Genomic DNA, 13,067 nt, shown 5'->3' on the forward strand with positions numbered 1-13,067 from the left:
TCAGGATTATATGTATCTCTGTAAAACAGATTCAGGATTATTTCTTCAACTGTATAGCTATATTAGGACGAGACAGAGTGCATGGGGAGTGCATGGGGAGTGCATGACGAGTGCATTGGAAGTGCATTAGAAGTCCATGCTGACAGTATTAATACCGCATGGGTTATCCAAGGTATACGCAGGTTTGAAGCATAGCAGAAGTATCCCGGAAGTAACATATATACAAGCATTCTCCATACCTCCCCGCCGGAGGGCGCAACCCCGCCTTGTAAAAAAAATTGTTTACATGTGTTAAATTCACTATATTGTAGTAGTACCTGCTTTATGCCAACAGGAGGTACCATTCGACTATAATATATTATTCAACCTAAACCTGATCAAAACCGTGAATCTGCTGCTCCTTAGCCTTTTGTTTGCCCTGGCATTATGGGCGATGATCTCCATGTACAGGAGTCGTAATCGCAAAAAGGCCGAATTGCTTTTACCTGTAAGGTCTGCGAGTATCATAAAAATTCATAGTTACAAGTCTTTCGGTATCATTGCCACCATCCGCTTTAAATACGACCTGACCCCTCAGATTGGCGACCGGTTGCATGAAGAAGGCAATATCTACCAGATCACCGGCGTGGTAACGCCCGATCCGGTACAGGAACAACCCAAAGATACCTGGGATTGCCGTCTTGTAAAAATCTAAAAAATGGAGTATCTCAAAGTATCTTGGCTTCATCATTTTGAAGACGAACCGGTATACCTATACAGTGAGATAGATTCGCAGCGTTTCGAAAACAGGAAAATTGAAATCTACCCGGATGGAAGCTTCGGCATCGCCTGCAGCAATTTTCATTTCGGCGGCACCGCCTTGTCCGATCAGGTAATGCCCGGCCTGGAAGAAATCATGGAAGACAGGCAATTTATTCCGGAACTAATTTCCCAGGCAGAATTTGAACTGATCTGGAATCAATATTTTTATTTTTTGTCCTGACATAGCTGGTCCGTGGTTTGCGTAAGTTCTTTAGAAAAAAAGAATCTTATGAACGCATTTATGATTAAAACTTCCGGAGGCCGCTTTTATGTAAAGCCCTCTTCAGCTGAACGCTTTCTGGTAGACGTAGACGGGGAAGAGGTAATGATGGAGAAAGACGAAGACGGATATGTACGTGCACCAGGCGCTACAGACAATGGCCGTCGTTTAAACATGGGACTGCTGAACAACATTGCAGACCAGATCGCGGTTCAGACGGCGTAAAAATTCCACAGATTGGGGTTACGGGTGTTCCTCAAAAGCTGTGAGGTATTTGTCGATATACTGCGACTTCGTTTTGGATTTGTACTGCATTACAAAGCGGGGATGTTCCAGCGGGATAATCGCCTTGAAGAATTTCTCCTTTTCATTTAATGCCTGCAGGAACGCGGCATTCTTCCCTGTCCCCATACAATAGCATACCTCACGACTGATATTCCACTGCAATTGCTCTTTTAAACTGCTCACGATAAAAGGATAGGCGGCTTTTGTTAAAGCGGCGCTGTCGTAGTAATTGTAATTTATTTCCTTCCCGCCAGGTTGAAGGGAGGTAAACCCGAGCGGACAAACAGAGCTGATATAAAACTGCTGGTAAAACTTTTTCACTCCACCATAGGCCTCTATTACATCATACACAAATACAGAAGAAGGTTCGTGTGTTTTAAGCCCGGTAATTTCAATGCCGCACTTATCCCACATACGTTTAGTATCCGTAAAAGGTACGCCGGTAGATCCCGATCCCAGCCGGCCGGGGTTAATGCCAAGGATCAGTTGGCGTGGCTGTTTATCGTTATAAAATTTTTTGTAGAACTGTGTCATGATATCCATGATACCGGGGCCTTCCCGGAAAGGGTTCATCACACGTATACCTGCGGGCAACTTGCCCGGGAAATGCAGCTGGCTGTTGAAACTAATGATCTGATCGGCGATAGTCATTCCGCAATTTACGCCATTTGATGATGCCTGGTAATTTTTTCCAGGATGTCTTCTTCGCGGTAAGGCTTCATGATGTAATCATTTAAACCTGAACGGAGATACAGCTCAATATCATCTTCCATAACATTACCGGTGATGGCAATAATGGTTACTGACGCTTTCTTCTTGTCAGGTAATTCCCGGATCATGTTGGTCAGCATCAGTCCATCAATGCCGGGGAGGTCAATGTCGGTCAGTACAAAATCGAATGCTTCACGATGGTATACTTCCAGTGCTTCTTCTGCTGAAGAAACAATCAGGTAGGAAGCCTGCATTCTGTCCAGCATCAGGGCCAGCAGTTTCTGGTTGAGGATACTGTCCTCTACCACCAGTAACCGGATACCCGCCGGAATAGTTGCGTTTGTAGATGTATTATTCACAGGGACAATAATTTTTTTGGTAACAGGTGATGGGGTCATCAGCTTATACCTGATTTCAAAATAAAAAGTGGAGCCTTTTCCTGCAAGGCTTTCCACATGTATCTTTCCGTTGTGCAGGTCGATGATCTTCTTGGAAATATGTAATCCCAATCCGCTTCCCTTATGATAATGGTTATTTCCCTGGGAGAAGGCCTCGAACACCAAAGGTAGTTCTTTATGCGAAATACCTACACCCGTATCTTTTACGCTTACCTGTAATAAGTTGTTGTCACGTATGTGCGCGGTTACCGTAATGCCGCCCTTTTCTGTGAACTTAATGGCATTGGCTACCAGGTTAATCAACACCTGTTTCAGGCGGAAGGCATCGCCCACCACAATTAAAGTGCTGGGGAAGTAGATGTTTACCTCCAGCGTGAGCGACTTCATGGCTGCCTGTACGGCCAGTGTATTGCATACTTCTTCAATAGCAGTACGGGGAGCAAACTTCTCTTCTCTTAATATAGGTTCTGCAGATTCCATCCGCGTGTAGTCGAGCACGTTATTCACTACCTGTAGCAGCATTTCTGCAGAGTGACGTATAGCCGCCACCGTTTCGGGCGTTGTATCGCGTTCCAGCAGGTGCGTATAGCCGAGCACCGACTGTACCGGTGTGCGTATTTCATGACTGATCGTCGCTGCAAAGTCGCTTTTCTGTTGAGCAAACTTTTCAGCCTGTTGCTTAGCCCTTAACAACGCCAGGTCATAGCGGTATAAACGGACAATACCATATATAATAATCGCTGCCAGTAGCAGGATGAGCGGAATCTCCCAGTAATTATGCTTGTCCAGCTTGTAGAGGGAATGATCGATATCGTGACCCAGTTGAAGCCGCCTCTTATCGGTTTCCGCCACGATGTCCTGTTTCAGGTTTGCCATGAGGTGAAGCAATTCGGAGAACAGCCGCTCGTTGGCAATAACGAGGGCGTATTCTTTTTGCTTCAGGTTATTATGACTTTCGGTGGCATCTTTTATAAACTTGTTATAGGCGGCCTGGATCTTTGACAGCTGATCTTTTGAAAAGGCTTTGCCATCCTTTGGTGCGTCGTATTGAACGATTTTCACCTGCTGGCTGGTTTGCTGTACCTGCGATTTATTGCTGATCGCGTCTTTGATGCGGCCCAGTAGTTTCTTGCGACCCTTTGCGGTGGCCGTTTCCGTAGTTATAATCGTGTCGGCCTTTATGTTGGGCGCCGGTATTTTAATGTTACTCAGTTGCTGCAGGGGGAGGGGGTGGGTGGCAGTGTCCCATACCTGCGATAGCTGTAGCAATGAATCTACGTATAGGCGTGTCTGCAGGTACAGCTGCGACTTCTTTACTTTGTCCGCCAGCAGCGCATGCATCTGCCTTTCATTTTTAGCGGAGCTCACGGCGCTGTCCAGGTGCGCAGTAATACTGGTCAACTGGCCCACATAAGCATTCAGGTAATGCTTGTCGTAAGTGAGCGTATATACACGGAAGTTATTGTCTGCTGCGTACAACAGCTGCACTGCCTGGTCAATATGACCTACATCAGTTTTAGTAGCTATCAGGTCTTTAACAACGATGCTTAACTGTGCTGACTCTTTTTTTCTTAATGAGATGATCATGAAAAAGGTCATCAAAACAATCACCATTATCGTTAGCACAGCATAACGTACAAAGGTCTTTTTCTCGTGGGTTGTATACATTGTTACATATGATTGGAACGTCGGCGTGGTGGCAAAACCGCGACGAAAATAATGATTTTACGTTCCCTAACTAATAGATAATCAATGAAAAACTAAAAGAATAGGTATGTATTTTCTGCTGAGTTTCCTATGTATAATTATAATTAATACATTATATATTTTTACCTATTAAAACTTTCATATGGGGGCAAACTTTAAGGTTTTAATATTGGTATATAAAATATGTATTATATTTTAGGGAGAAGATAAAGTTCCCTTTTCCTTTTGTATTATTGTTGCTGTAATACCTGCTTTTGATGAAAAACTGTTTTCTTACCGGTCTGTTACTCCTCGTATGCTTGCCTTTTGTTTTTGGTCAACCTGTTTCACCGGACCCGAATTACAAATTTTACAAAGGAACCAGTGCCCTGCAGGACAGGATCTTTTACCTGTTTACATTGCTGGAGCGTGTGCCTGGTGTACCGCAGCTGATAAATAAGGATAGCACCCTTACCGCGTTGCGGGATGAATACACACAGCGTGTAACCCATCCCGTGAGTAGCGGTGATCTTACCGCTCCGTTGCAGTTTGCCGGTAATACCATCAGTAAAGTGAGCAGCGCTTTTATTACTTTATTACAGCAGCATCCAAAGGAAATGGAACGACTGGTAAGTGAAATGCGCAGTAGTGGCTTATTCCAGTTATATGCCGGGAAAACGGACCCGGTATTGCTCTCCCTTGCCTGGAAGGATGCCGCCGATGGTATGAACTATATCCTTAATGCCTATACGAACGGAAAAGGACTCCGCTACCCCGTGATTGACTCGGCCACTTATTACGTGATGTCGCCCGCTTACAGGGCAATGGTACAACATGTAATTGAAGAGGTGGGGAAAAAGAAGCCGGACCTGTTCTTCCAGCCGTCGCTGCACGTGGCCCTGGAATTACTGACGCTGAACCGCCGCGATGAAGCCGTGCGTTATGAACCATTATCTGATACCAACCGGGATGCTTATAAACAAATAAAGAAAACAGACTGGAACAAATATCCCTACACCGCCATGCTTATCCTGGGAGCAAGCCCGGTGGCAAAGGAGGCTATCAGTGAAACCGGTAAAAGCCGCTGCCGTACCGGTGCGGAATTGTATCGTAAAGGAATGGCGCCCTTTATTATTGTATCCGGCGGTCATGTAAGGCCGGTAGGCACCCAATATTCCGAGGCAGTGGAAATGAGGAAATACCTGGTAAATGAACTGAAGATCCCCGCTTCGGCGGTGATGGTAGACCCGTATGCCCGCCACACCACCACCAACGTGCGTAATGCCGTGAGGATCGTGTGGCAGAGCGGCATACCGGTCGACAAAAGAATGATGTGCGTGTCTGATGTGATGCACGTTGCCTATGTGAACAGCCCGATGTTCACCCAACGTTGTACCACAGAGCTGGGATATATGCCTGCGGCAGATATCAAACAGGCCGACCTTTACTTTTTATCGTTCCTGCCGGATCTGCGGTCGTTGCAGGTAAATGTGTTTGATCCATTGGATCCCTGAAATAAAATATCTGATTCATTTATTCGTCTACTTTATAAATACATCCTCATTATGTCTGATGCTTCTGTCCAGCCCTTATATACAATCCTCGGTGCAGGAGGTATTATTGCTAACGAATTGGCAGCCGAACTGGTGCGTCATCAGAAACGGGTACGCCTCGTAAGCCGGTCGCCAAAATCCATTGAAGGCATCACCGACCTGGTGCCGGCCGATATTACCGATGCCGCGCAAACTAAGAACGCCGTGAAAGGCAGCGCCATCGTATTTCTTACGGCCGGTCTCCAATATAATATCAAGGTGTGGTCTGATGCATGGCCAAAGATCATGACCAATGTAATTAACGCCTGCAAGGAAGCCGGTGCGAAGCTTATTTTCTTCGACAACGTATATTCTTATGGGTTAGTAAACGGACCCATGAAAGAAGATACGCCGTATCATCCTTCCAGTAAGAAAGGAACGATCCGCGCAGCTATTGCAACCCAGTTAATGAACGAGGTAAAGACCGGTGGCCTTACGGCCACCATTGCAAGGGCGGCCGACTTCTACGGACCAGGCGCCGATAAAACCGGCTTCCTGAACCTGCTGATCATCGATAAGTTCCGGAAGAACAGCAATGCCATGTGGCTTGGAAAAGACGATCAGACACATAGCTACACTTTTACACCCGATGCCGCCAAAGGATTGTACCTTCTTTCACAGGACGATACTTCCTGGAACCAGGTATGGCACCTGCCTACCGCCAACCCGGCGCCGGACGGTAACGGATATATAAATATAATTGCCACCCAGATGGGGGTGAAACCTAAATATATGAAGCTGGGCAGTTTTATGCTGACCCTCTCGGGACTGTTTGATACCACAATCCGGGAAATGAAGGAAATGCTGTACCAGAGTAACTATCCTTATATCTTCGACTCTACAAAGTTTGAACAGCACTTTAAGGTGAAACCTACTTCTTATGAAGAAGGAATCCGTTTAACACTGGCACATAAATAATAGTCTACTGATTTAGTAGGAAAATAAATTTGGAAGTTATTTTTTCTGTCTTATCTTTGCACCAGTTCTTTAAATAGCTTATCAAGAAAGGAGGAGGGACATGGCCCGACGATACCTTAGCAACCATCACTGTGCAAACAGTGAAAGGTGCTGCATCCATCCCGGTTTACGGACCAGGAAAGATAAGTCAGATCAATAGTTTTACATGATATTATTCTTACGATAATAGAAAACTCATCTGGCTCCCAGGTGAGTTTTTTTTATGCTCCCACCTTTTTGATATGCTCATTTAACGGACCTGTTTAACCAATTTTTCATCAAACTAAAAATCAAACAAAGATGAGCACTATCACAGAACTGATCCATTCTATTCCCGTAGATCCGCAAACAGGCGCTATTGCAGTTCCTATTTACCAGACGTCTACTTTTGTGCAAACAGCACCCGGTGTAAATAAAGGGTATGATTATGCGCGGTCAAATAATCCTACCCGTGAAACCGCAGAAAAGATCATTGCCAAACTGGAAGGCGGCGCTACTGCATCTGCTTTTGCCAGCGGCCTGGCAGCGATCGACGCGGTGATCAAGCTTCTGAAATCAGGCGATGAAATTGTGGCGGTAGATGATATTTACGGCGGCGCCTTCCGGCTGTTTAATAAAGTATATGAGAAGTTTGGTATCAAAGTAAACTATGTAGATACCTCTGATACACAGGCGGTATTCAACGCCATCACGCCGGCCACGCGCCTGATCTGGCTGGAAACACCCACTAATCCAACGCTGAAGATTTCAGATATTGCGGCTATAGGCCGCATTGCAAAAGCGCATAGCTGTTTGTTTTGTGTAGACAATACCTTTGCCTCCCCCGTGCTGCAAAAGCCGCTGCAGCTGGGCGCCGACCTGGTGATCCACAGCGCTACCAAGTACCTGGGCGGCCACAGCGACCTGATTGCGGGCGTGGTAGTGGCTAAAACCTTGCAGCTGGGAGAGGAGATTAAATTTTATCAGAATGCCTGCGGCGCCATTCTTTCCCCGTTCGACAGCTTCCTGCTGATACGTGGTATTGAAACATTGCACTTGCGTATTAAGCAACATGGCATTAATGCGCAGGCGCTGGCGGAATACCTGGAAAAACACCCGGCAGTAGATAAAGTGTTTTACCCGGGATTGCCATCGCATCCGGGCCATGAGCTGGCAAAGCAGCAGAGTAAAGGGTTTGGAGGAATCATATCTTTTACATTGAAAGATGACAGGGCCGAAGCGGCAACTGCGTTTGTTACAGCTACGCATTACTTTAAACTGGCAGAAAGCCTTGGGGGCATCAAAAGTTTATTGTGTCATCCCGCGGCCATGACCCATAAATCCATTCCCGCAGAAAAGAGAAGGGCAGCAGGCGTAAGCGATAGCCTGATCCGGTTATCAGTAGGACTTGAAGAAACCGCTGATCTGCTGGCCGACCTGGAGCAGGCGTTTACAAAACTGCCGGCGCCCGCCCCCGCAGAAAACGTGTTGTCAGCATAGCCGCAACATTGTCGCCCGTCGCATTGAGGATTGTAGCCAGCGGATCTACCAGCGTGCCTATGATCATCAGCGGCGGGAGCGCTTCTATGGGAAACCCGTAGATGCTCATCACCAGCAGTTCGCCAATGTAGCCACCATTAGGAATACCGCCTTCCACAATGCTGGCTATAACGGTAACGCCTAGTGCCATTAAAATGATGGGGACGCTGTCGAAGCCCTTGCCGAACATGGCAAATACCACGGCCATTTTTATGATAGAAGAAATGCTGGAGCCGTCTTTATGCAGGGTAGCGCCCAATGGCACTACCACGTTGCCAATATCGCGTGGAACACCCATCCGCTCAACTGCCTGGAGATTAGCCGGAATAGTAGCGATGCTGCTGCCGGTACCAACCGCAGTAAGGGTAGGTACAATATTATTCTTCCAGAAAATTTTCATACCCGGTATACCGCCGGCAACAAATGCGTACGCGCTGAAGCCAACAATAAAATATACAACGCCAAAGCCGTAGTAAATACCGAGGGAGTGTGCATAGGAGCCAAACAGTTGCGGCCCTACAGTGCCCACCTGGTAAGCGAAGTAGGCGCCCAGCCCGATAGGGCCCAGTTTCATGATAAGCGTAAGGATATCTTTCATCACCTCGTTGCCCGACTGCAGAAATCCGCGGAAAGCAGCGCCTTTCTCTCCCGTACGCATGGCTGCAAAGCCCACCAGGCCGGAGAAAATAAGGAAGGGCAGCATATTTTTACGCGACAGCAACTCATAAAATTCATTCACAGTGAGCAGCCGTACTGCCTGCTCGCCCCAGTTGCCCGGCTGTTCCAGGTTCACATCTTTTGTAAGCGTTACCTGCTGGTGGATGGGAAATATCCATACGGCCACAATAGTAAGAAAGGCAGAGATGAGAACGGTGCCAAGGAATACCAGCGACATCACACCGAGAATACGGCCCAGCTTATGCCCGGCTTCTATATTGGCAATGGCGGACGAGATCGCAAAAAATACCAGTGGTATGATGGCTGTAAACAGCAGGTTCAGAAATACATCGCCCAGTGGTTTGATAACGGCTACACGCTCACCCAATATCAGCCCGGCAATACTGCCGGCAATGATGCCTGCCAGTAACCAGAACATACTGCTGTACGTTTTGAGGAATCCCATACCTGAAGTTTATGATTTACAAGATAACCAAATGTATCTGTTCGGTGAACAATCTGCCATGATTATTGTTTATGGTGTTAGCAAACCAATATATTTATCATGAAAAGCTGGATGCTATGTTTGTTGCTTCCCCTGTTCGCTCTGCAGGAACGAACTTACACCGTCGGAGAGGTGATGCGCAATGCCCGGCAACTGCACAACGACAGCATCGCTGTTAAGGTGACCGGTTACATCACCAAAAAGCTGCGTGGCAATACTTATCTTTTTGAAGACCGTACCGCCGAAATCCAGGTGGATATAGATCCTAAGTTCCTCCCGCAACGGCCGTTCAGCGACCGGGAAGAGATCACTATTAAGGCGCTGGTGGAATACGAAGTCAACAAGCCCATTACTTTAAAGGTAAACCAGCAGGTAAGCAACGATTAACGGCTACGGCTATATGATTTTGGCTACAAACATATAGATGCTCCTCATACTTGCCAGGATCACAATGATCGCCACCGCTACCATAATAGTTTTAGCAGAAATCTTATTGGATACTTTTGCCGCGATAGGAGAGGCGATGGCGCTGCCTATTACGAGGCCGAGTACGGCATCCCAGTGTACGTGATACAACACCGTTACAAACGTGAGGGAACTAAGCATGGCGATAAAAAAGCGGGTAGCCTTTACCGTGCCCAGCGAAAAACGGGGATGCCGGCCGCCGGCAATCAGGGACGACAATACAATAGAACCCCAGCCGCCGCCACCGATAGCGTCTATAAATCCGCCACCGAAGCCCAGCAGGCCTATTCGCTTAATTTTTTTAGCTGCGTGTTTTTTGCGCTGCGCATTAATGGCTCTCATCAGGATGACGGTGCCGAGAATCAGCGTATACAGCGATACTACCGGTTTGGTGTATTGTGCGTAATGTTCCAGCGACGATAAGAGGTAAGCCCCTATCACAGCGCCGGCAATACCCGGTAATATGAGTAGTTTGAATAGTTTTTTATTGACATTTCCCATCCGCATATGCATCCAGCCGGCAATGCCGCAACTGAGGATCTCCGAAATATGCACCGCCGTACTCGCCGATGCAGGCGGAATGCCCATCGACAGGGAAAAAGTAGTGGAGGTAATGCCGTAAGACATACCGATGGCGCCGTCGATCATGGCGAAGATAAACCCGGCTATGAGGAAATAGTAAAAAGTAGGAGGTACGTCTTCTATATACGTGCGGAAATCGGGCGATTGCCACCACGCCACACCCAGGATAACGCCCAGTATGAGGATGCCTGCTATACCATAAATCCAGCGCTGTTTTCTAAAGTTGACGCTTTCCTGCGGCGTTGCAGCATTTGATTCGTTTGTGTCCGGAACTGCAGGTGCAGCAAGGGTAGTAAGTTCTTTCTCCATTTTTTAATAATGTGCCAGCCTTAATTCCCCACAAAATACATAAACTCTATGAAATAAGTAGACTGATTGAAAAAAATTGCATATCAGGAAGGTAAAATCCGGAATATATCTCCCGGAATTTTAATTTATAATCTGTAATTCTTCAAAATACCCGAACGTATAAAAATTGATTTACCTATATTTGGGGTTGCGAACCAATTTAACAACTACATGCTTTGGCAACTCTTCTGGACAATTATATTAGTATTATTAAACGGATTCTTTGTTGCGGCAGAATTTGCCATTGTTAAAGTACGTTCCTCCCAAATCAACAGTAAAGGCGGTTTGACCGGCAAAAGAGCTACCGCCGCCGCCAAAAGCATCCTGAATAACCTGGACGGGTACCTGGCGGCCACACAGCTGGGAATTACCCTGGCTTCACTGGGACTTGGCTGGGTAGGTGAATCGGTGATGACGGCCATCGTACTCCGGCTGATGGAAAGTCTCGGTGTTACCATTTCAATGGCCGCTACCCATGTAATTGCCGTAGCCGTTGCTTTCACTATTATTACCATCCTGCATATCGTTTTCGGGGAGCTGGCTCCCAAATCAATGGCTATCCGTAAACCGCTGCCCACCACGCTGGTGGTAGCTATCCCGCTGCGGGCGCTGTTTGTGATTTTCCGTCCTTTTATATGGCTGCTCAACGGGTTGGCCAACAGTATTCTCCGCCTTATGGGTATTAAACCGGCCGGGGAATCAGAAATCCATTCGGAAGAAGAACTGAAGCTGATCATTTCTGAAAGCCAGGAAGGTGGCGCTATCGAGGAAACCGAACGGGAACTGATCCAGAATGTATTTATGTTCGACGACAGCCGCGTAAAGGAAATCCTCACCCACCGGAAAGACATATCCTCCCTCGACATCAACCTCCCGCTGGATCAGCTGATAGACCAGGTGATCAGGGATGGTTACTCCAGGTACCCCGTATCCAGCGGTTCGCTCGATGAACTGAAAGGCGTGGTGTATACCAAAGATGTGGTGAAAGGCGTGCATGAAAAAACATTGCATAATATTAAGGATATCATGAAGCCGGTATTTTATGTGCCGGACAGCATGAAAATAAAAGACCTGCTGCGTACCTTCCAGGGACAACGCCTGCAAATGGCGGTAGTGACCAACGAATTTGGCGATACAGAGGGAATTGTTACCATGGAAGATATCCTGGAGGAACTGGTAGGCGACATACAGGATGAACATGACCATGAAACGCCGATTGTAGAGCAGAAAGATGATAATTTTATTGTAGATGCGCATGAATACCTGGCAGATATCAATGAATTATTACCCGATCCCCTGCCGGAAAGTGAACATTATGAAACCCTTTCGGGTTTAATCAACTACATCCATGGAAATATTCCGAGGGAAGGAGAAGTGATCATCATTGAAAATTATGAAGTACTGATCCTGAAAATGTTCCGCAGCTCCGTGGAAAAAGCCAGATTAAAACTGATCCGATAAAATAATTTTTATGGAGAAGAAAATCCTCCACGTCCTTGAAGGACGCGAAAAACATATTACAGATACGGAAGTCGTAAGACAATCGCTGCCTACCATGCAGTTCCGGTTTGCCAACCCGTTTATTGTGGTGCATCATATGCCGGCAAAGTATTTTGCGCCGGGATCGCCGGAAGACAGGCTGCATCCGCATCCACATCGCGGATTTGCACCGGTTACCTTTATGCTGCAGGGGCAGGGATATCACCGCGATAATGCCGGTAATGCCATGACCGTTACCGCGGGCGACGTACAATGGATGTTTGCCGGGAAGGGCATTTTGCATAGTGAAGGCCCGTCGGAAGAATTTCTGAAGAAAGGGGGCCACTATGAACTATTGCAGCTCTGGTTTAATGTGCCTGCAGCGCATAAAGCAGAAGATCCCTGGTACCAGTATATCAAAGGAACAGAAATGCCCGCAGTAGCGGTAAAAGAAGGCGTGCACCTCACGCTGGTGGGCGGCGATTATGAAGGTAAAACCGGGCCGTTAAAAAACTTTACGCCCATCACCGCCATCTGGGGAAATGTGGAAGCAGGAAAAGCTGTAACGCTTACGGCTACACGTGGGTACTGGACGTTGTTATATGTAGTGGATGGAAAAATAGAAGTGAATGGAACCGCTGTATCAGGCTATCACCTGGTGGTGTTTGATAAGGATGATGAGCAACCGGACATTCATATTTCAGCACTTGAAAATACCCGCCTGTTATACCTTTGCGCAGAGCCGATCAATGAATCCGTGGCGGCAAAAGATAATTTTGTAATGAACACTGCGGAAGAAACGGAGCAGGCAATACAGGATTATAAGAATGGGTTATTTGGTACCCTCGAACAATAAAAAGGAG

The 13,067-nt window shown here is 46.9% G+C and carries 13 protein-coding genes and 1 riboswitch; of the genes, 9 read left to right on the forward strand and 4 right to left on the reverse strand.

The genetic code is table 11. From position 1 onward, the window contains the following. The first annotated feature begins 385 nt into the window (after positions 1-385). From AB6805_RS13200 to AB6805_RS13210, 3 genes are read left to right on the forward strand one after another with little or no spacing between them, the layout of a single operon-like run. Positions 386-694: a hypothetical protein gene (locus AB6805_RS13200; protein ID WP_370909889.1), complete on the forward strand. Its 309-nt coding sequence runs from the start codon at positions 386-388 to the stop codon at positions 692-694. 3 nt (positions 695-697) lie between these two features. Then, positions 698-982 (forward strand): hypothetical protein, encoded by a 285-nt coding sequence (locus tag AB6805_RS13205; protein ID WP_370909890.1) that lies wholly within the window; start codon positions 698-700, stop codon positions 980-982. Positions 983-1,030: 48 nt separating this feature from the next. Beyond that, positions 1,031-1,246 carry a hypothetical protein gene (locus AB6805_RS13210; protein ID WP_370909891.1) on the forward strand — a complete coding sequence of 72 codons (216 nt, stop codon included), beginning with the start codon at positions 1,031-1,033 and terminating at the stop codon, positions 1,244-1,246. A gap of 18 nt (positions 1,247-1,264) precedes the next feature. On the opposite strand, the gene AB6805_RS13215 is transcribed toward AB6805_RS13210, so the two are convergent. Together AB6805_RS13215 and AB6805_RS13220 are read right to left on the reverse strand one after the other, a co-directional pair. Next, positions 1,265-1,957, reverse strand: a complete 693-nt coding sequence (locus tag AB6805_RS13215) for a uracil-DNA glycosylase family protein (protein ID WP_370909892.1) — start codon at positions 1,955-1,957, stop codon at positions 1,265-1,267. An 8-nt stretch (positions 1,958-1,965) separates the two neighbouring features. Next, complete coding sequence (locus AB6805_RS13220) at positions 1,966-4,083, reverse strand: ATP-binding protein (protein ID WP_370909893.1); 2,118 nt, start codon at positions 4,081-4,083, stop codon at positions 1,966-1,968. 296 nt (positions 4,084-4,379) lie between these two features. Between AB6805_RS13220 and AB6805_RS13225 the strand changes: the two genes are divergently transcribed. From AB6805_RS13225 to AB6805_RS13235, 3 genes are all read left to right on the forward strand, one after another. After that, positions 4,380-5,615: a YdcF family protein gene (locus tag AB6805_RS13225; RefSeq protein ID WP_370909894.1), complete on the forward strand. Its 1,236-nt coding sequence runs from the start codon at positions 4,380-4,382 to the stop codon at positions 5,613-5,615. Positions 5,616-5,666: 51 nt separating this feature from the next. Further along, positions 5,667-6,611: an NAD-dependent epimerase/dehydratase family protein gene (locus AB6805_RS13230; RefSeq protein ID WP_370909895.1), complete on the forward strand. Its 945-nt coding sequence runs from the start codon at positions 5,667-5,669 to the stop codon at positions 6,609-6,611. A gap of 75 nt (positions 6,612-6,686) precedes the next feature. Further along, positions 6,687-6,800: riboswitch (SAM riboswitch) on the forward strand. Between the two features lie 150 nt (positions 6,801-6,950). Then, positions 6,951-8,129, forward strand: a complete 1,179-nt coding sequence (locus AB6805_RS13235; RefSeq protein ID WP_370909896.1) for a PLP-dependent aspartate aminotransferase family protein — start codon at positions 6,951-6,953, stop codon at positions 8,127-8,129. Here the strand turns inward: AB6805_RS13235 and AB6805_RS13240 are convergent. Beyond that, positions 8,080-9,291: a dicarboxylate/amino acid:cation symporter gene (locus AB6805_RS13240; RefSeq protein ID WP_370909897.1), complete on the reverse strand. Its 1,212-nt coding sequence runs from the start codon at positions 9,289-9,291 to the stop codon at positions 8,080-8,082. The two genes, AB6805_RS13235 and AB6805_RS13240, sit on opposite strands and share 50 nt — an antisense overlap. Positions 9,292-9,390: 99 nt before the next feature. Here AB6805_RS13240 and AB6805_RS13245 point away from each other — a divergent pair, with 99 nt between their 5' ends. After that, positions 9,391-9,717 (forward strand): NirD/YgiW/YdeI family stress tolerance protein, encoded by a 327-nt coding sequence (locus AB6805_RS13245; protein WP_370909898.1) that lies wholly within the window; start codon positions 9,391-9,393, stop codon positions 9,715-9,717. Between the two features lie 9 nt (positions 9,718-9,726). Here AB6805_RS13245 and AB6805_RS13250 read toward each other — a convergent pair whose 3' ends face one another. Then, positions 9,727-10,686, reverse strand: coding sequence for a sulfite exporter TauE/SafE family protein (locus AB6805_RS13250; RefSeq protein WP_370909899.1), 960 nt, complete (start codon positions 10,684-10,686; stop codon positions 9,727-9,729). 210 nt (positions 10,687-10,896) lie between these two features. Here AB6805_RS13250 and AB6805_RS13255 point away from each other — a divergent pair, with 210 nt between their 5' ends. Both AB6805_RS13255 and AB6805_RS13260 read left to right on the forward strand, forming a co-directional pair. Next, positions 10,897-12,186 carry a hemolysin family protein gene (locus tag AB6805_RS13255; protein ID WP_370909900.1) on the forward strand — a complete coding sequence of 430 codons (1,290 nt, stop codon included), beginning with the start codon at positions 10,897-10,899 and terminating at the stop codon, positions 12,184-12,186. 10 nt (positions 12,187-12,196) lie between these two features. Beyond that, positions 12,197-13,060 (forward strand): pirin family protein, encoded by an 864-nt coding sequence (locus AB6805_RS13260; protein WP_370909901.1) that lies wholly within the window; start codon positions 12,197-12,199, stop codon positions 13,058-13,060. The last annotated feature ends 7 nt before the right edge of the window (positions 13,061-13,067 follow it).

This window comes from Chitinophaga sp. RCC_12, assembly GCF_041360695.1.
Taxonomy (GTDB): Bacteria; Bacteroidota; Bacteroidia; order Chitinophagales; family Chitinophagaceae; genus Chitinophaga.

Excerpts from the sequence above, each read along its gene's own strand:
- AB6805_RS13205 (WP_370909890.1), top strand. The coding sequence starts at position 698 with ATGGAGTATCTCAAAGTATCTTGGCTTCATCATTTTGAAGACGAACCG.
- AB6805_RS13210 (WP_370909891.1), top strand. The coding sequence starts at position 1,031 with ATGAACGCATTTATGATTAAAACTTCCGGAGGCCGCTTTTATGTAAAG.
- AB6805_RS13215 (WP_370909892.1), bottom strand. The coding sequence starts at position 1,957 with ATGACTATCGCCGATCAGATCATTAGTTTCAACAGCCAGCTGCATTTC.
- AB6805_RS13220 (WP_370909893.1), bottom strand. The coding sequence starts at position 4,083 with ATGTATACAACCCACGAGAAAAAGACCTTTGTACGTTATGCTGTGCTA.
- AB6805_RS13225 (WP_370909894.1), top strand. The coding sequence starts at position 4,380 with ATGAAAAACTGTTTTCTTACCGGTCTGTTACTCCTCGTATGCTTGCCT.
- AB6805_RS13230 (WP_370909895.1), top strand. The coding sequence starts at position 5,667 with ATGTCTGATGCTTCTGTCCAGCCCTTATATACAATCCTCGGTGCAGGA.
- AB6805_RS13235 (WP_370909896.1), top strand. The coding sequence starts at position 6,951 with ATGAGCACTATCACAGAACTGATCCATTCTATTCCCGTAGATCCGCAA.
- AB6805_RS13240 (WP_370909897.1), bottom strand. The coding sequence starts at position 9,291 with ATGGGATTCCTCAAAACGTACAGCAGTATGTTCTGGTTACTGGCAGGC.
- AB6805_RS13245 (WP_370909898.1), top strand. The coding sequence starts at position 9,391 with ATGAAAAGCTGGATGCTATGTTTGTTGCTTCCCCTGTTCGCTCTGCAG.
- AB6805_RS13250 (WP_370909899.1), bottom strand. The coding sequence starts at position 10,686 with ATGGAGAAAGAACTTACTACCCTTGCTGCACCTGCAGTTCCGGACACA.
- AB6805_RS13255 (WP_370909900.1), top strand. The coding sequence starts at position 10,897 with ATGCTTTGGCAACTCTTCTGGACAATTATATTAGTATTATTAAACGGA.
- AB6805_RS13260 (WP_370909901.1), top strand. The coding sequence starts at position 12,197 with ATGGAGAAGAAAATCCTCCACGTCCTTGAAGGACGCGAAAAACATATT.